We start from the raw sequence: 15,964 nt of genomic DNA, 5'->3' as shown, positions 1-15,964 counted from the left end.
CATCTCCATGGTGGGACGGGTTGACCCCGTGGGAGGACCGTTCATCCTCTCCATGGTAAAAGATCGGCAAAATCGCACTGTTCGCCAAGGGCTTCACCCAGCGGCGCCACTGCTCCTCGGGCGCGTAGCCGGCGGCCCGCCACGCATGCTGGGCCCTCTCGTTGGGTTGCAGCACCATGGCATCCCCACGGCGCCCCCCGAGCCGTACGAAGCGCTCCTCCGCGGCGGCCAGGAGCGCCGAGCCGATACCGCGCCGCCGCCGCTCCGGGTGCACCGCGAGCCGGTACAGATGGCAGCGCCAGCCGTCGAAACCGGCGATCACCGTGCCGGCCAGTGCGCCGTCCTCCTCGGCGAGAAGCAGCGCCTCCGGGTCGCGGGCGAGCAGCCGTGTCACGCCGTCGCGGTCGTCGCTGATGCTCGTGCCCTCGGCGGCCGCCCTCCAGAAGGACAGCACAATGTCGAGGTCCGCGGGCCCGGCGGCCCGTATCCGCAGTTCGCTCATACGTTGATCAGATCATGCCGGGTCGGGCGGTACGGCAGGATCGGCGCGACCGGGCCGGAGCGCTCGCTCGGACGACCGCCGGACCGGACCGCCCGCGCTCCGAACTCCTCCCGTCGCCGCACGACTTCGCCAGGACATCGCCAGGACTTCCCCAGGGCGCGATCACTCGTGCGCGATGGCCGCCAGCACATTCATCCGCGAGGCGCGCAGCGCGGGCAGCAGCGCGGCCACCACGCCCACGACCGCCGAGCCCACCACGACGGCCACGATGGTGCTCCAGGGGATCGCCAGCGCCTTCATGCCCTGCAACGCCAGCACCCGGTGGATGCACAGCCCCCACACCAGCCCGAGCGCCAGCCCGAGGACGGCCCCGAACACGGCGATCACCACGGACTCCAGCCGGATCATCCGGCGCAGCTGCCGCCGGGCGAGCCCGATCGCGCGCAGCAGCCCGATCTCCCGGGTGCGCTCCACGACCGACAGGGCCAGGGTGTTGACCACGCCGAGCACCGCGATGATGATCGCCAGGCCGAGCAGCGCGTAGACGAGATAGAGCAGCACCGCGATCTGGTCGTGCACCAGCTTCTTGTAGTCGGCCTGGTCCCGGACCTGCACCTGGGGGTACGGATCGAGTGTCTGCTCCAGACGGGACCGCAGCCGGTCCTTGGGCGTGCCGGGGGCGGCGTTCACATACAGCGCGGAGTCCTGTGCGTCCGGCACGTACCTCTGCAACGTGGCCATCCCGAGGAAGAGCCCGCCCTCGGTGCCGAAGCCGTCCGAGGTGCCCTGGTCGGTGAGCGCGCCGACCCTGAGGCCGGCGCTGCGCCCGTCCGGGAACCGGACGGGAAGGGTGCTGCCGACATGGACGCCGTGGTCCTTCGCGAAGGTCACGTCCATGGCGAGGGCGCCGTCCGCGAGCGCGGTGGTGGTGTCGCCCTGGACGTAGTTGATGTGCGCCACGGCGTCCAGCGGCGGGTCGTAGCCCCCGGCGGTCGTCTCGACGTGTCTGCCGTCCGGCAGCCGGAGTGCCACGGGGGTGAACCGCTGGCGGACGACGAGCCCCGCGCCGCCCGTGGCCCTGACCCGGTCGGTGATCTCCTTCGAGAACGGCTGGAAGTTGGCGTTCTGCACCACGAAGTCGGCGCCCAGCGTCTTGTCGATCTGCTGGTCGAACGACTTGGACATCGAGGTGCTCGCCACCGACATCCCGGCGACCAGGGCGATCCCGACCATCAGCGCGGAGGCGGTGGCGCCGGTGCGGCGCGGATTGCGCAGCGCGTTGCGCTGGCTCATCCGCCCGACGGTGCCGAACAGCGCGGGAAAGGCACCACCGAGCACCCGGATCACGGGCCGCACCAGCAGCGGGCCCGCGATCACCGTGGCGACGAGCGTGAGGACCACGCCGACCCCGAGCAGGGAGGCGGCCGGCGCGGTCTGGTCCGCCCGTACGCAGCCGGCCAGGGCGGCCACGCCCAGCGCGCCGATGATCGCCCCTGCCACCGCGCGGATCGTCAGGGGCCGTCCCACGCCGGCGACCTCGGCGTCCGCCAGGGCGGCCATGGGGGAGACGGCGGCCGCGCGCCGGGCCGGGAGATACGCGGCGACGAAGGTGACGCCGACCCCCACGACGTACGCGGCGACGGGGGTGCCCCAGCCGATCACCATCTCGGTGGACCTGAGGTTCATGCCGAACGCGCTCATCAGGCGGATCAGTCCGGCCGCGAGCCCGATCCCCGCGGCGAGTCCGAGCGTCGCGGAGACCAGGCCGAGCAGCAGGGCCTCCGTCAGCACGGACCGGCGCACCTGCCGCCGGTCGGCGCCCAGGGCGCGCAGCAGGCCCAGTTCACGGGTGCGCTGGGCGATGAGCATCGAGAACGTGTTGACGATGAGGAACACACCGACGAGTACGGCGATGCCGGCGAAGCCCAGCATCACGTACTTGATCACGTCGAGGAACGCGCCGAGCTGGTCGGTGCTGGACTTGGCCTGCTCGCCCGCGGTCTTCAGGTCGTAGCCGCCGGACGAGGGGAGCGCCGCCGCGATCCGCTCCTTGAGCCGTGCGTCGGTCAGGCCCGGGGCCGCGTCGACCGAGATGGCTGTGGCCGTGCCGGGCCGGCCGAGCAGCCGGGTCTGGGCGGTCGGGGTGTCCAGGAAGACCAGGGCGGCGCCCGGGTTGGTGGTCGTGAAGGTGGCGATCCCGACCACCCGCACCGTGAACGAGCCGGGCTGGGCGAGCACCCTCAGCGTGTCGCCGATCCGCACCTGCTTGTGCCGGGCCGTGTCCGCGTCGAGCAGCGCCTCCCCGGGGCCGTGCGGAGCGTGCCCCGAGGTCAGCTTCACCGGGCTGCGGTCGGTGACGTACCAGTTCTTCGCGATGGTGGGCGCGCCCGTGGTCGGGCCCACGGGTTCGTTCCTGTGGTCGACGACCGTGATGTTCCGGACGGCGACGTCCACATGGGCCGCCGCCACCCCGTCCACCCGGGCGATCCGCCCGGCGAGCGAGGCGGGCAGGGTCGCGGTCACCCCGCTCGGGAGCGGCGAGGTCAGGTCCTCCTTGGGGCTGACCGTCACATCGGCCGCGGTGGAGGCGAACAACCGGTCGAAGGTACGGGTGACCGTGTCCGAGAAGATCAGGCTGCCCGCGACGAACGCCACCGACAGCACGATCGCCAGGGCCGAGAGGGCGAGCCGTCCCTTGTGTGCCAGGAAGCTGCGCAGTGTCGCCTTCAGCACGGTCGCCTCAGTCCTCGCGGCGGACCGCGTCGTCCCTGCCCGCCGGGACCGTGCCGGAGGCGGGAGCCTGCTGATGACCCCCGGCGAACAGACGCATGCGTTCCAGCACCGCGGGTGCCGTGGGGCGCGTCATCTCGTCCACGATCCGCCCGTCGGCCAGGAACAGCACCAGGTCGGAGTGGGCCGCCGCGCCCGGGTCGTGCGTGACCATGACGACGGTCTGCCCCAGCGCGTCGACCGCCTCGCGCAGAAAACCCAGCACCTCCAGCCCGGACCGGGAGTCGAGGTTGCCCGTCGGCTCGTCCGCGAAGATCAGCTCGGGGCGGGAGACGAGCGCGCGGGCGCATGCGACGCGCTGCTGCTGCCCGCCGGACAGCTGCGCGGGCCGGTGTGTCAGCCGGTCGCGCAGCCCGAGGGTGTCGATCACCTGGTCGAGCCACTTCCGGTCGGGCCGGCGGCCCGCGATGTCCATGGGCAGGGTGATGTTCTCGGCCGCGTTCAGCGTGGGGACGAGATTGAACGACTGGAACATGAAGCCGATCCGGTCCCGGCGCAGCCTCGTCAGCTCGCGGTCCTTCAGGCCGGTGATCTCGGTGTTGCCCAGCCACACCTGCCCGGCCGATACGGTGTCGAGCCCCGCCAGGCAGTGCATGAGGGTCGACTTCCCGGAGCCCGAGGGGCCCATGACCGCGGTGAAACGGCCGCGTGCGATGTCCACGTCGACCGCGTCGAGGGCGAGCACCGTCGTCTCCCCCGAGCCGTATGCCTTCGTCAGCCCCCGGGCGCGGGCGGCGACACCGTCCGCCTCCCCGCGGCCGGGGGAGTGCTCCGCAGCAGCAGTGGACAAGGCCGCCTCCTCGGTCGTGGACGTTCCGGCCTCTTCGCTCGTCCTGTCCCGCACGAGCGTAATGTGATGCGCGGCACACCCGGTATCCCCCTGAGCCCAGGGCATACCTCCCTCAGGGGTCGTATCCAGGTCACCGGCCGGTCCGCCGGGCCGGCGGCGCGCGGGGGCGCTCGCCCCGCGGGGCGCCGGCCCCTATGCCCCCTTGCCGGTGCTAGCACCCCAGCGCTAGCGTCGAAGCATGGCGAAGACCCAGCTGAACGTGAGGGTGGACGAGGACACCGCCCGAGCCGCCCGCGAACGTGCCCTGGAGCGCGGTATGAGCGTCAATCGCTACATCGAGGAACTGGTCCGGCAGGACACGGGCGAGGTCGGCCACACGTTCGTCGAGGCCGCCGCCGACTTCATGAAGCAGTACGAGTCCGTGTTCGCTGAGGAGTTCGGGTCCGCCCCCGAGGGCCGGGCCGAAAGCTCGGGGGCGCGCCGGGGCGAGGGCACGTCACTGAGCCGTTGAGCCCTCTCAGAATCGACCTCGCCTGGCTGCTGATGGTCGCCGAACAGAAGACGCCCGGGGATCCCCAGGTCACCGACTGGGGAGCGCTGGTCGCGGCGGTGAGCCGGCACGAGGCGGAGATATTCGGCGTCCCGGTCTACGACACCCCGCACACTCGCGCCGCCGCCCTGCTGCAACTCCTGCTGCACATACCGGCGCTGGAGCGCTCCAACGCGCTGTTCGCCTCCGCGGTCGCCTACGCCTATCTCGTCGCCAGCGGCGTCAAGGTCGTCACCTCACCGGAGCAGGTGCGTGATCTGGCCCGGCTGGTCAAGAGCGGCGCGGCCTCGGTGGACGACATCGCCCGGGAGCTGCGGCAGTGGAGCCTGTGACGTGACTACTCCCCGCGCTCGGGCCGCCAGGCGGTGCCCAGCACGCAGTACGACATCGGCAGCCGCGGCCCCTGCTCCGGCATGAACGCCGCTCGGTAGGGGCCCAGTTCGAAGCCCGCGGCGCGCAGGGCCCCGACCGGGTCCCGGGAGAGATGGCAGCCCCCCATGAGGGGCGGCCACACCGTGCGGTCCAGGGCCCGCTGGACGTACCGCATCGCGGGTCCTCCGCCCGCTCCGTGCTCGAAGAACCTCAGGGTCCCGCCGGGCCGCAGCACCCGCCGCACCTCGGCCAGCGCCCGGGCCACGTCCCGCACGCTGCACAGCACCAGCGAGAGGACCGCCGCGTCGAAGGCCTCGCTTTTGACCGGCAGCGCCTCCGCCGCACCCGGGGCCACGTCCACGGGCACGTCGGCGCGCAGGGCCTCCTCGACCGCCCGCCGGCGCAGTCGCCGCTCCGGTTCGATGGCGACGACCTCCGAGACCGTCCGCGGATAGTGGGCGAAGTTCAGCCCGTTGCCCGCCCCGATCTCGATCACCCGGCCGGACAGCCCGGCCAGCAGCCGGTCCCGTATCGGCCCCACACCGCCGCGGGTCTCGGCGGCCACACTGATCCGTTCGTAGGCGCGGGCGAAGAGCGGATGGTGCACGGTGTCGCGCGACTGCGCACGGGGACGGGCGGACGGTGGCGCCATGAGCACCTCCGGGGGAGGAGACGGACCTTATGGGGAGTTTCCCCCGCGCCCGCCGTCGCATCCCCATTGCCCGCAAGGTCCTGCTCTCCCGAGTGACGTGAACCACATCTCCATGATTTTCGGCTCGGGATGTAGGAAGCGTGCCGCTGCGCTCATTGCTCGGTGAGAGAGCCGAGATGGGGGGACGGCGCGTGACCCATGCCCAACGCTTCCGGGACGTCTACGAGGAGTGCCATCCGCGTGTCCTCGCCTACGCCACCAGCCTGGTGGGACGGCAGGCAGGGGAGGACATCACCAGCGAGACGTTCACCGTCGCCCGGCGGCGGGTGCGGGACATTCCTCATCCGGCGCTGCCGTGGCTCCTGGGCGTGGCCCGCAACCTTGGTGCGCGAGCTGCGCCGCCGGGACGCCCATCAGTACGCCCTCGCCGCCGAGGAGGCGCGGCGCATCAGCGGTGGCGCCCGGACCGAGGCCGGTGACGTCGCGGTGGAGGTCACCGATCGGCACAGCGCGTTGCAGGCCCTCGCGAGCCTGCCGGAGGCCGACCGGGAACTGCTGACGCTGATCGCCTGGCACGGCCTGAGCGCCAAGGTGGCCGCACGGGTCCTGGACTGCACCACCGCGACGCTGACCGTCCGGCTGTACGGGGCCCGCCGCCGTCTGGAGAAGGCCCTGAAAGCGGCACCCGTGGCACAGGCGGCGTCCGCACCTGCCGTAGAGGCCCCGTACCCCACCCGTCACGAAGGAGCACCCGCGTGAAGAACACCCAGAAGCGGTCCGGGCGGCCCGACGTCATGCAGGTCCTCGCGGGCGCACGGCCCGACGGACTGGACCCGTCCCGGCCGGCCGATCCCGCGCGGCAGCGGGAGGACCTCGCACGCATCGTCGCCGGGGCGACGGACGACCGCGCGGCACACGAACTCGCACCGCGGCGACGCGGAAGCGGCTACCACCGGTCCGGCGCCTTCACCGTCGGCGGGCCCGGTCTCGAGGGCGAATCACTGGCCGGTTCCTTCGACTACGTCATCGCCATCAACTACAACCGGCAGCCCGGCACGTCACCGACGGACGGCACCCAGCCGATGGGCCGGAACCGCGGCGGGGGGCATATGGATCCACGTCGACCACGGCGGCCCCACACACGCCTGCGTCAGCCTCTCCAGGACGCACATGAAGCAGTTGCTGCGGGCCCTCGACCCCGCTGACCACCCGGTCGTCGTCATGGGCGACGCGGACTCCCTCGCCCGATGACCGCGACCGCGGCCGGCCCGCGGGGGCGAACCCGAGCGGGCCGGAGCACGGCTGTCCAAGCCGCCGCGGCAGGGGAACGGATCGCCTACGACGCGTGCGACGAGGCGAACGCCTCCGGGTCCCATGTCCCGCCGAGCCGCGGTGCCAGCCAACCCGGCGCTCCGGCGCGGAAGTCGGCGGGCGCGTAGGACCCGGCGCCCGCGGGCAGCGCTCCGAGCAGCGGCGCCCGTGTCACCGCCGGAAGGTCCGCGAGGTTGCACCGCGACGCGAGATCCGGGGCCGCGGGCCAGCTGCCGATCACCATGCCCGCCAGGTCGAGCCCCCGGCGCCGCACCTCCAGGGCCGTCAGCTCGGAGACGTTGAGGGTGCCGAGGCCGGCCGTCGCCACCACGAGCACCGGTGCCGCCAGCAGCCGGGCCACGTCCGCCAGGGTGCCGTCCTCGTCGTCGAACCGGACGAGCAGCCCGCCCGCGCCCTCGACGAGCACGAGGTCGTGCTCGACCGCCAGTTTCGCGGCCGCCTCGGCCACCTCCTGCGGCCGCACCGGCGGCAGTCCGGCCCGCCGGGCAGCCGTCGCGGGCGCCAACGGATCGGGGTAGCGGCCGAGTTCACACACCGTCAGGGCGCCCGCGAGCCGGGCCACCTCGTCGGCGTCCCCGCGTTCGTCCGGTCCCACGCCCGTCTGCGCGGGCTTGAGCACGGCCACCGACCGGCCCGCGGCCACCGCCACCGCCGCGACGGCGGCGGTCGTGACCGTCTTCCCGACCTCGGTGCCGGTTCCCGTGACCACCAGTACCGACATCTCAGCCCTCCTGTGCCGCCGCGCACACCGCGCGCCCGATCAGTGCCACGTCCGCGTCCCCGGTCACATACGGCGGCATCGTGTAGACGAGGTCGCGGAACGGACGCAGCCACACTCCCTCGCGCACGGCGGCCCGGGTCGCCGCCGCCATGTCCACCTCGTGGTCGAGCTGCACGACGCCGATGGCGCCGAGCACCCGCACCTCGCGCACCCCGGGCAGCTCCCGCGCGGGGGCGAGGCCCTCCTTCAGGCCCGCCTCGATCCGCTTGACCTCCGCCTGCCAGTCCTGGCCGAGCAGCAGGTCGAGCGACGCGCAGGCGACAGCCGCCGCCAGCGGGTTGCCCATGAAGGTGGGACCGTGCGCGAGCACGGGCACCTCGCCCCGGGAGATCCCCTCGGCCACCCGCGGGGTGCACAGCGTTGCCGCCATGGTCAGATAACCCCCGGTCAGCGACTTGCCGACACACATCACATCGGGGGTCACCGCCGCGTGGTCGGCCGCGAACAGCGCGCCCGTGCGACCGAACCCGGTGGCGATCTCGTCGAACACGAGCAGCACGTCATGCGCGTCGCAGGCCTCGCGCAGCACCCGCAGATACGAGGGGGAGTGGAACCGCATCCCGCCCGCGCCCTGCACCACCGGCTCGATGATCACCGCGGCCAGTTCGTCCGCCTGCCGTGCGATCGTCTCGCGCAACAGGTCGGCGTACGACTCCTCGTAGGCGGCCGGCGGCGCCTCGGTGAACAGCTGCCGGGGCAGGACGCCGCGCCACAGCTCATGCATGCCGCCCTCGGGGTCGCACACGGACATCGGGTGCCAGGTGTCGCCGTGATAGCCGCCGCGCCAGGTCAGCAGCCGCTGCTTGGCGGGGCGGCCGAGCGAGCGCCAGTACTGCAGGCACATCTTGACCGCGACCTCGACCGAGACCGAGCCCGAGTCGGCGAGGAACACATGCTCCAGACCGTCCGGTGACATGTCGACAAGGCGCTTCGCCAGCCGCACGGCGGGCTCATGGGTGAGCCCGCCGAACATCACATGGCTCATCCGCCCGAGCTGCTCGCGCACCGCCTCGTTGAGCACCGGGTGGTTGTAGCCGTGGATCGCCGCCCACCAGGACGACATGCCGTCGACGAGTTCGCCGGAGCCGTCGGCGAGCCGCAGCCGCACTCCGCTCGCCGACTCCACGACGAGCGGCTCCTGCCGGCCCGGCATGGGGCCGTACGGATGCCAGACGTGCTGCCGGTCGAGCGCCAGCAGCTCGTCCACGGACCACTCAGGCATTGGGCGCGACATCCGTTCCGGCGCCCCGGCGGCGCACCGCGACCAGATCCGTGCGGGGCTCGCCGACCGGCGGCACCGAAGCGGAGCCGCAGACATCGCCCCCCTCGTGCGACCCGCATCCGGCACCTTCGTGCGACCCGCACCCGGCGCCCTCATGGGAGCCGCACCCGGCGTCCCCCTGCGACCCGCAGCCGCCCGCCCCCCGGTGCTCGGGGAGCGTCACCTGGTCGGTGCCCTCCACCTCGAACCCGGCGTCGGCGATCATCTCCAGGTCGGCCTTGCCCGCCTGGCCCTCGCTGGTCAGGTAGTCCCCGAGGAAGATGGAGTTGGCCAGATGCAGGGCCAGCGGCTGCATCGAACGGAGGTGGACCTCGCGTCCGCCCGCGATCCGCACCTCGACGTCCGGGCAGACGAACCGGACCATGGCGAGGATCCGCAGACACCGCTGCGGCGTCAGGTTCCACTCCTTCGCGAGCGGAGTGCCCTCGAACGGGATCAGGAAGTTCACCGGAACGGAGTCAGGGTCCAGCTCCCGCAGGGAGAAGACGACGTCCACCAGGTCCTCGTCGCTCTCGCCCATGCCCGCGATCAGCCCGGAGCAGGCCGACAGACCGGCGGCGTGCGCCTTGTGGACCGTGTCCACCCGGTCGGCGTAGGTGTGGGTGGTGGTGATGTCCCCGTAGGTCGCCTCGGAGGTGTTGAGGTTGTGGTTGTAGGCGTCGGCGCCCGCCGTGCGCAGGCGCTCCGCCTGGCCGTCGGCGAGCAGACCGAGGCAGGCGCACACCTCGACGCCCTCGTTCTGCTCCTTGATGGTCCTGATGGTGTCGGAGACCCGGTCCACGTCCCGGTCGGTGGGCCCGCGGCCGCTCGCCACCAGGCAGACCCGCTTGGCGCCGCCCGCGACCCCGGCCGCGGCGGCCTTCGAGGCCTCGTCGGCCTTGAGCCAGGTGTACTTGAGGATGTCGGCCTTCGAGCCGAGCCGCTGGGAGCAGTAGGAACAGTCCTCCGGGCACAGGCCCGACTTCAGGTTGACGAGATAGTTGAGTTTCACCCGTCGGCCGAACCAGTGGCGGCGCACCTTGCCGGCCGCGGCCACCACATCGAGCACGTCGTCGTCGGAAGTGGCGAGGACGGCCAGCGCCTCCTCGCGGGTCGGCACCTCGCGCCGCAACCCCTTGTCCACCAGCGTGTTCAGCAGGTCCATGAGAGCCGATCCTGTCCTACGGGACCGTCCCGGGCCAAGGAGAGTTTGCACAACAGACACCGTTCGACGTGTGGGTATTGCCACACCCTGGGCTGCTGGTCGTGCCGCTAGGGTCTGTGCACTGCCTACAAATGCCCCGGAGGAACCATGGCGTTCGGCTGGATCGACGAACAGGCGCGGGCGCGCCGCCGGGCCGGACTCGTCCGGACGCTGCGTCCCCGGTCCGCCGACGCCCCGCTGCTCGATCTGGCCGGCAACGACTACCTGGGTCTGTCCCGCCATCCGGAGGTCACCGAGGGCGCCGCGGAGGCGGCCCGGCGGTGGGGCGGCGGCTCGACCGGCTCCCGGCTCGTCACCGGAACGACGGAACTCCACGGCGAACTGGAGCGCGAGCTCGCCGACTTCTGCGGCTTCGAGGCGGCGCTCGTCTTCTCCTCCGGCTACGCGGCCAATCTCGCGGCCGTCACCGCGCTCGCGCCGCACGGCTCCCTCATCGTCTCCGACGCGGGCAACCACGCCTCGCTCATCGACGGCTGCCGGCTCGCCCGCGGCAACACCGAGGTCGTCGCGCACGCCGACCCCCGGGCGGTCCGCAAGGCGCTCGGCACCCACCGCGGGCCCGCCGTCGTGGTCTCCGACACGGTGTTCTCGGTGGACGGCGACGCGGCACCGCTGGCCGGACTGGCGGAGGCGGCACGGGAGTTCGACGCCGGGCTGATCGTCGACGACGCCCACGGGCTCGGCCTGCTCGGGGCCGGCGGCCGGGGCGCCCCGTACGCGGCCGGTCTCGCGGGCGCGCCGGACGTGGTGGCGACTGTGACGCTGTCGAAGTCGCTCGGCAGCCAGGGCGGGGCGGTCCTCGGTCCGGCGCCGGTGATCGACCATCTGGTCAACGCGGCGCGGACGTTCATCTTCGACACCGGGCTCGCCCCGGCGGCGGTCGGCGCGGCGCTGGCGGCGCTGCGTCTGCTGCGCCGCGAGCCGGAGCGTGCCGAGCGGGCCCGCACGGTGGCGGCGACCCTGCGCGCCCGCCTCACGGCCGAGGGCCATGAGGCGGTGCGCCCGGACGCCGCCGTGGTCTCCGTGCGGGCTCCTTCTCCCGAACTGGCGGTGCGCTGGGCGGCGGACTGCCGGGCGGCGGGGGTCGCCGTCGGCTGCTTCCGTCCGCCGTCGGTGCCCGACGGCATCTCACGGCTTCGGCTGACGGCCCGTGCGGATCTCACCGACGGGCAGATCGAGCACGCCGTGCGCGTGATCGGCGAGACGCGACCGTGAGTCGGCGGGACGGCCGTGCGTCGCTCCTCGTACGCGGATGAGCGGTACGGAGCCGGAGCCGTGAGCGGAGTACTCCGTCGGACGGGGGGGAAATCGATCGGACGTGAGGGGGTAATCGACTCGAAAATGGCTCAAAAGAGCCCGAGTCGAACGGCGACGATCAGCTCAGGCCCGTCAGGAACTCCTTCCAGGCGTCTGGGGTGAAGAGCAGGGCCGGGCCGGTCACGTTCTTGGAGTCGCGCACGGCGACCAGTCCCTGCCAGGGGCCGGTGTCCGTACGGGCGGTCTCGACGCAGTTGTTCATTCCCGTGCTGCGGCTGCTGCGTCGCCACCGTGTGCCGTGGAGTGAGGTACTGACAGGGATGTGCCGAGGCGGTGCTGACATGGTGCCTCCTTACGCATCGCCCGCCAACGCGGCGATGTAATCCAACGAGTCCTCGGGCGAAAGGGCGTGGATCCGAAGGGTGTCGAAGGCCTCGCAGTAGGCCTGGAGGTCTTCTTTCCGTTCGAGGTAGAGGCTACTCGTCAAGTGGTCGAGAACGACTACATCCAGATCAGATCTGCTCGGAAAGGAGAAGATAACGAAAGGCCCGGTGATTCCGATATGCGCCCCGGCGGCGAACGGCAGCACCTGGAGCCGCACATGGGGCAACCGGGCCGCGTCCAGCAGCCGCTTCAGCTGCCGTGTCATGGTCCTGGGCCCACCGACCTCCCGGCGCAGCACCGCCTCGTCCAGCACGGCGTTCAGCCGCAGCGGCGGATCCGCGCGCAGCACCTCCTGACGGGCGAGCCGCACCTCCACCAGGGCGTCCAGCTGGGTGTCCTCCAGAGCGCCCACGGCGGCCCGGGTGACGGCCCGGGCGTAGTCCGGCGTCTGCAGCAGGCCCGGCACCACCGAGGTCTCCAGCGTGCGCATCCCGCTCGCCTGTGACTCCAGGCTGATGAAGTCGCGGTAGGCCGGGGGCAGCATCCCGCGGTAGGCGTGCCACCAGTTCTGCCGGCCGTCGCCGTCCTCCGAGCCCGCCAGCACCAGCAGCAGTTCCCGCAGTTCGGGGTCCTCGACGCCGTACGCGTCCAGCAGCAGCCCTACGTCCCGCGGCTTGACCCCGCTGGAGCCCGTCTCGATCCGGCTCACCTTCGACTGGTGCCAGCCGACACAGGCGGCCGCCTGACCGCTCGTGAGACCCGCCCGGGCGCGCAGCTCGCGCAATTCGGCACCGAGTTTGCGGCGGCGTACCGCTGGTCCGTACTGCATGGCCGACTCCCTCCGCCCGGCGCGCGGTTCCCACTGCGACGGTAAGCGACGGTAAAGCATGACCCCGGGGGCCGCACGAATACGGTCGGTCGTCGGAGAGTTCACCGCTTCGGGCGACAGATATATGCATATCTCGGGGGATGACACCCGGGAGAGCCCTGGTGATGGCAGTCTGGCGCGCAGTACCAAGTCCGGGAGCGTTCTCGACCAGACCGCCCCGTGTCGGACTTTGGTCCCGTGGGAAAGGGACGACGTCGCCATGGCAGATCATCAGGAAGCATCCGTCACTCTGCCGAGCGATCCCGCCTCGGTCTCCGCCGCCCGAACATATGTCTCGGACATTCTCACGGAATGGGGTCTGCCGAGCGATGCCGAAGTCGCCGACTCCGTCCGCCTGATCGTGTCCGAACTGGCGACCAATGCGGTGCAGCACACCTTCGGGCAGTCACCGACGTTCACGGTCGACATCGCGCTCGCGCGGGAGGAATTACTGCGCATCGGCGTCACGGACAGCCATCCCCGCTTCCCCAAGCGGCTGCCGGCCTCCGTGCAGCAGGACAACGGCCGCGGCATGGTGATCGTCCGCTGGCTGACCGCCGAGCACGGCGGGACGCTCACGGTGCGGCCCACCCGGGAGGGCGGCAAGACGGTCGCGATCGAACTGCCGTGGACCATTCCCGTGCGGTCGGTCTCGGCGGCGGGACAACCGGATCCCTGACGGCGGCGGCAGCGGTGGCAGCGCGGAGGTCCGGCCCGCGGACGGGCGGCTCGGCCACCCGGTGCCGGGCGGGTCCCGTCCCGGTGCCGTGCCGGTGGCCGCTCAGCCGTGCCGCGTTGCTCAGCCGTGCCGGTGGCCGCTCAGCCGTGCCGCGTTGCTCAGCCGTGCCGCGTCGCTCAGATGGGCCGCGCCGCTCGGCCGAAGGCGCCGCGCAGCAGGGCGCGGAAGGCGTCGGCCGCGGGTGCCGGCTCGTCGGTGCGGTGCGCGACCGAGATCGTACGGCGCAGGGTGCCCGGCTCCAGGGGCCGTACCCCGAGCGGGGTCGCCGTGGTCCTGGCCACCATCTCCGGCACCACCGCCACCCCGAGACCGGCACTGACCAGTGCGCACACCACGGCGTATCCCGGCGTCTCGACCAGGACCGCCGGGGTGGCCCCGGCGGCGGCGAGGGCGGCCTCCACACCGCGCCGCGCCGGGTGGTGCGGCGCCATGCTGATCAGCGGCTGCCCGGCCAGCTCGGCGGGCGGCAGCCGCGACGCCTCCGCGCTAAGTGCATGGCCGGGGCTCGTGACCAGGACCAGCTCCTCCGTCAGTACGGCTTCCAGGGACACGGACGACGGCAGCGGTACGGGCTCGGCGGGCTCGTAGGTGTGGGTCAGCGCCAGATCGATGTCGCCCGCTGCCACCGCGTGCACCCCGGTCGGCGGATCGTAGTCCGCGACCGCCAGTTCCACGTCCGGATACGCCCGGTGGAACGTGCTGAGCGCCGGCGGCAGCAGATGGATGCCCGCGGTGGGAAAGGTGCCGAGCCGCAGCGTGCCGCCCCTGAGTCCGGTGAGCCGCGCCAGTTCGTGCCGGGCCCGCTCCAGCTCGTCCAGCACCCGCCGCGCACGGACCACCAGCAGTTCCCCGGCCCCCGTCAGCCGGGTTCCCCGCGGATGGCGCACGAGCAGCGCGGTGCCCGCCTCCCGTTCCAGCTTGGCCAGCTGTTGCGAGAGCGCGGGCGGCGTGTAGCCGACGCGCTCGGCGGCCCGGGTGATCGAACCGGCCTCGGCGACCGCCACCAGCGCCGCGAGCCGTGTCGGGTCGTACGCGCGTTCCCCCTGTCGGTCCGAGGTGAAGCCTAAAGAGATGCTTAAGACTCCTCCAGAATATTCGACATATCTTTTAAAGGGTCGCGGACGGCAGGGTGGTCCGCATGGACACACAGCTCATCGCCTTCACCGGTGTGGCCGCGGGCATGGTCGCCATGCCGGGCGCGGACTTCGCGGTCGTCGTACGCAACGCTCTGATCTCCCGGCGCGCCAGTGTCGTCTGCGCCCTGGGGATCGCGGGCGGGCTGCTCATCCATACGACGCTGGCGGTCGCCGGAGTCGCCACGGTGCTGGTGGCCGTGCCCGGGCTGTTCCGCACGCTGCAACTGCTCGGCGGTGGCTATGTGCTCTACCTCGGCGCACGCACCCTCTGGGGACTGCGCTGCTCGGAGACCCACGCCCCCGTCGTGGCCGGGCCGACCCCCGGCCACGACGAGCTTTCGGTGGCGCGCGACGTGCCCCGGGGGCGGCCGCTGCGGCAGGGCTTTGTGACCAACGCGCTCAACCCGAAGGCGTCCCTGACCTTCCTCAGCCTGCTGCCGCAGTTCGTGCCCGCGGGCAGCCCCGCGATGCCGAGGACCCTGGTGCTCGCCCTGATCGTGCTCGCGGTCTCGCTGGTGTGGTTCCCCGCGGTCGCGTTGCTCGTGGACCGGCTCGGCCGCCTCCTGCGCCGGCCGCGGGCCGCGCGCACCATGGAGACGATCACCGGGGGCGCTCTGACGGCTCTCGGTCTGGTGCTTCTCCTGGAGCCGCTCGTGGCCTGACGACCGCGTGCCGCACCAGCATCGGCAGGACGCGCCACAGGACCGCGCACACCAGGAGTGTTCCCGCGCCGGCCGCGATGCCCGCCGTGCGGCCCAGCGACACGTCCACCACCAGCAGCACCGAGCCGGTGAAGGCGAAGGCCAGCACCACCATCCCGGCGGCGGCGAGCCGGGAGGAGATCCGCACGATGACCGGCTTGACGTTCTGCTGGAAGAGCAGCCGGTGCAGTGCGGCCGGTGCCGTGAACAGGGCCGCGGCCACCATCGCCAGCAGCAGGGTCGTGACGTACGTGATGCGCTGGGCCGTGTCGAGGGACGGGAAGCGCTGGGTGAAGGCGAGGGTCAGCAGGAACGCGAAGAGGATCTGCACTCCGGTCTGGGTGACCCGGAGTTCCTGCAGCAGTTCGGCGAAGTTACGGTCGGCGCGCTGCAGCGGTGTCTCGTGCCGTGCCTCGAGGGGTGGTCGCTCGCCCATGGTGAACGAGTAACCGCTGAGACCCTCTTCACGCCACCGGGGCGGCCACACGGGCGTCCGGCCGCGGGGGGGGGGGGCGGGCGGCCGCCCCCCCCCCCCCCCCCCGGGCGGGCCCGCCCCCCCCCCCCCCCCCCGCGGGGGCCGGGGTAAAAAAACAACCAAACCACGCAGGGGGGGGGGGGAGGGAG

The 15,964-nt window shown here is 72.4% G+C and carries 17 protein-coding genes and 1 pseudogene; 7 read left to right on the top strand and 11 right to left on the bottom strand.

Annotated elements, in window-relative coordinates; translation table 11 throughout:
• Positions 1 to 79: 79 nt before the first annotated feature.
• The 3 genes and pseudogenes from ACFYX0_RS21395 to ACFYX0_RS21385 all read right to left on the bottom strand — a co-directional run.
• A pseudogene (locus ACFYX0_RS21395) lies at positions 80 to 502 on the bottom strand (GNAT family N-acetyltransferase); the annotation flags it as partial.
• Positions 503 to 664: 162 nt separating this feature from the next.
• On the bottom strand, positions 665 to 3,235 hold the full coding sequence (locus ACFYX0_RS21390; protein WP_388972231.1) for an ABC transporter permease: 2,571 nt from the start codon (positions 3,233 to 3,235) through the stop codon (positions 665 to 667).
• 7 nt (positions 3,236 to 3,242) lie between these two features.
• Positions 3,243 to 4,082: an ABC transporter ATP-binding protein gene (locus tag ACFYX0_RS21385; protein ID WP_388972229.1), complete on the bottom strand. Its 840-nt coding sequence runs from the start codon at positions 4,080 to 4,082 to the stop codon at positions 3,243 to 3,245.
• Positions 4,083 to 4,320: 238 nt separating this feature from the next.
• Between ACFYX0_RS21385 and ACFYX0_RS21380 the strand changes: the two genes are divergently transcribed.
• Both ACFYX0_RS21380 and ACFYX0_RS21375 read left to right on the top strand, forming a co-directional pair.
• Positions 4,321 to 4,593, top strand: coding sequence for a toxin-antitoxin system HicB family antitoxin (locus tag ACFYX0_RS21380; RefSeq protein WP_388972227.1), 273 nt, complete (start codon positions 4,321 to 4,323; stop codon positions 4,591 to 4,593).
• Positions 4,590 to 4,964 carry a fic family toxin-antitoxin system, toxin component gene (locus ACFYX0_RS21375; RefSeq protein WP_355908183.1) on the top strand — a complete coding sequence of 125 codons (375 nt, stop codon included), beginning with the start codon at positions 4,590 to 4,592 and terminating at the stop codon, positions 4,962 to 4,964. The genes ACFYX0_RS21380 and ACFYX0_RS21375 overlap by 4 nt, the downstream gene beginning before the upstream one ends.
• A 5-nt stretch (positions 4,965 to 4,969) precedes the next feature.
• Here the strand turns inward: ACFYX0_RS21375 and ACFYX0_RS21370 are convergent, their stop codons facing one another.
• Positions 4,970 to 5,656, bottom strand: coding sequence for a class I SAM-dependent methyltransferase (locus ACFYX0_RS21370; RefSeq protein WP_388972225.1), 687 nt, complete (start codon positions 5,654 to 5,656; stop codon positions 4,970 to 4,972).
• A 384-nt stretch (positions 5,657 to 6,040) separates the two neighbouring features.
• Here ACFYX0_RS21370 and ACFYX0_RS21365 point away from each other — a divergent pair, with 384 nt between their 5' ends.
• Positions 6,041 to 6,415 (top strand): RNA polymerase sigma factor, encoded by a 375-nt coding sequence (locus tag ACFYX0_RS21365; protein ID WP_388972221.1) that lies wholly within the window; start codon positions 6,041 to 6,043, stop codon positions 6,413 to 6,415.
• Positions 6,416 to 6,505: 90 nt separating this feature from the next.
• The gene (locus ACFYX0_RS21360) at positions 6,506 to 6,907 is read left to right on the top strand and encodes a L,D-transpeptidase family protein (RefSeq protein ID WP_388972456.1); all 402 of its coding nucleotides are present in this window, start codon (positions 6,506 to 6,508) and stop codon (positions 6,905 to 6,907) included.
• A gap of 85 nt (positions 6,908 to 6,992) precedes the next feature.
• Here the strand turns inward: ACFYX0_RS21360 and bioD are convergent, their stop codons facing one another.
• Genes bioD through bioB form a run of 3 tightly spaced genes read right to left on the bottom strand, consistent with a single transcriptional unit; the run spans position 6,993 to position 10,195 of the window.
• A complete protein-coding gene (gene bioD, locus ACFYX0_RS21355; protein WP_388972217.1) occupies positions 6,993 to 7,709 on the bottom strand; it encodes a dethiobiotin synthase in 717 nt (238 codons plus the stop codon).
• A gap of 1 nt (position 7,710) precedes the next feature.
• Positions 7,711 to 8,991 carry an adenosylmethionine--8-amino-7-oxononanoate transaminase gene (locus ACFYX0_RS21350; protein ID WP_355908171.1) on the bottom strand — a complete coding sequence of 427 codons (1,281 nt, stop codon included), beginning with the start codon at positions 8,989 to 8,991 and terminating at the stop codon, positions 7,711 to 7,713.
• Positions 8,984 to 10,195 carry a biotin synthase BioB gene (gene bioB, locus ACFYX0_RS21345; RefSeq protein ID WP_388972214.1) on the bottom strand — a complete coding sequence of 404 codons (1,212 nt, stop codon included), beginning with the start codon at positions 10,193 to 10,195 and terminating at the stop codon, positions 8,984 to 8,986. The genes ACFYX0_RS21350 and bioB overlap by 8 nt, the downstream gene beginning before the upstream one ends.
• A gap of 147 nt (positions 10,196 to 10,342) precedes the next feature.
• Between bioB and ACFYX0_RS21340 the strand changes: the two genes are divergently transcribed.
• On the top strand, positions 10,343 to 11,470 hold the full coding sequence (locus ACFYX0_RS21340) for an 8-amino-7-oxononanoate synthase (RefSeq protein ID WP_388972212.1): 1,128 nt from the start codon (positions 10,343 to 10,345) through the stop codon (positions 11,468 to 11,470).
• Positions 11,471 to 11,630: 160 nt separating this feature from the next.
• Here the strand turns inward: ACFYX0_RS21340 and ACFYX0_RS21335 are convergent, their stop codons facing one another.
• Both ACFYX0_RS21335 and ACFYX0_RS21330 read right to left on the bottom strand, forming a co-directional pair.
• Entirely contained in the window at positions 11,631 to 11,855 is a 225-nt protein-coding gene (locus ACFYX0_RS21335; RefSeq protein ID WP_355908162.1) for a DUF397 domain-containing protein, read from the bottom strand.
• A 9-nt stretch (positions 11,856 to 11,864) separates the two neighbouring features.
• Positions 11,865 to 12,725 (bottom strand): helix-turn-helix transcriptional regulator, encoded by an 861-nt coding sequence (locus tag ACFYX0_RS21330; protein WP_355908159.1) that lies wholly within the window; start codon positions 12,723 to 12,725, stop codon positions 11,865 to 11,867.
• 259 nt (positions 12,726 to 12,984) lie between these two features.
• Between ACFYX0_RS21330 and ACFYX0_RS21325 the strand changes: the two genes are divergently transcribed.
• Positions 12,985 to 13,443 (top strand): ATP-binding protein, encoded by a 459-nt coding sequence (locus ACFYX0_RS21325; RefSeq protein ID WP_311691386.1) that lies wholly within the window; start codon positions 12,985 to 12,987, stop codon positions 13,441 to 13,443.
• Positions 13,444 to 13,619: 176 nt separating this feature from the next.
• Here ACFYX0_RS21325 and ACFYX0_RS21320 read toward each other — a convergent pair whose 3' ends face one another.
• The gene (locus ACFYX0_RS21320; RefSeq protein WP_388972454.1) at positions 13,620 to 14,576 is read right to left on the bottom strand and encodes a LysR family transcriptional regulator; all 957 of its coding nucleotides are present in this window, start codon (positions 14,574 to 14,576) and stop codon (positions 13,620 to 13,622) included.
• Between the two features lie 65 nt (positions 14,577 to 14,641).
• Between ACFYX0_RS21320 and ACFYX0_RS21315 the strand changes: the two genes are divergently transcribed.
• Positions 14,642 to 15,301 (top strand): LysE family translocator, encoded by a 660-nt coding sequence (locus tag ACFYX0_RS21315; protein ID WP_388972209.1) that lies wholly within the window; start codon positions 14,642 to 14,644, stop codon positions 15,299 to 15,301.
• Here the strand turns inward: ACFYX0_RS21315 and ACFYX0_RS21310 are convergent.
• Positions 15,240 to 15,776: a DUF6328 family protein gene (locus ACFYX0_RS21310; protein ID WP_388972205.1), complete on the bottom strand. Its 537-nt coding sequence runs from the start codon at positions 15,774 to 15,776 to the stop codon at positions 15,240 to 15,242. The two genes, ACFYX0_RS21315 and ACFYX0_RS21310, sit on opposite strands and share 62 nt — an antisense overlap.
• Positions 15,777 to 15,964 lie beyond the last annotated feature (188 nt).

It is taken from the genome of Streptomyces sp. NPDC002573 (assembly GCF_042889625.1).
GTDB classification, from domain to species: domain Bacteria; phylum Actinomycetota; class Actinomycetes; order Streptomycetales; family Streptomycetaceae; genus Streptomyces; species Streptomyces gibsoniae.
The sequence above is the reverse complement of the archived record's forward strand: the minus strand, read 5'-3'. Positions and strand labels throughout refer to the sequence as shown.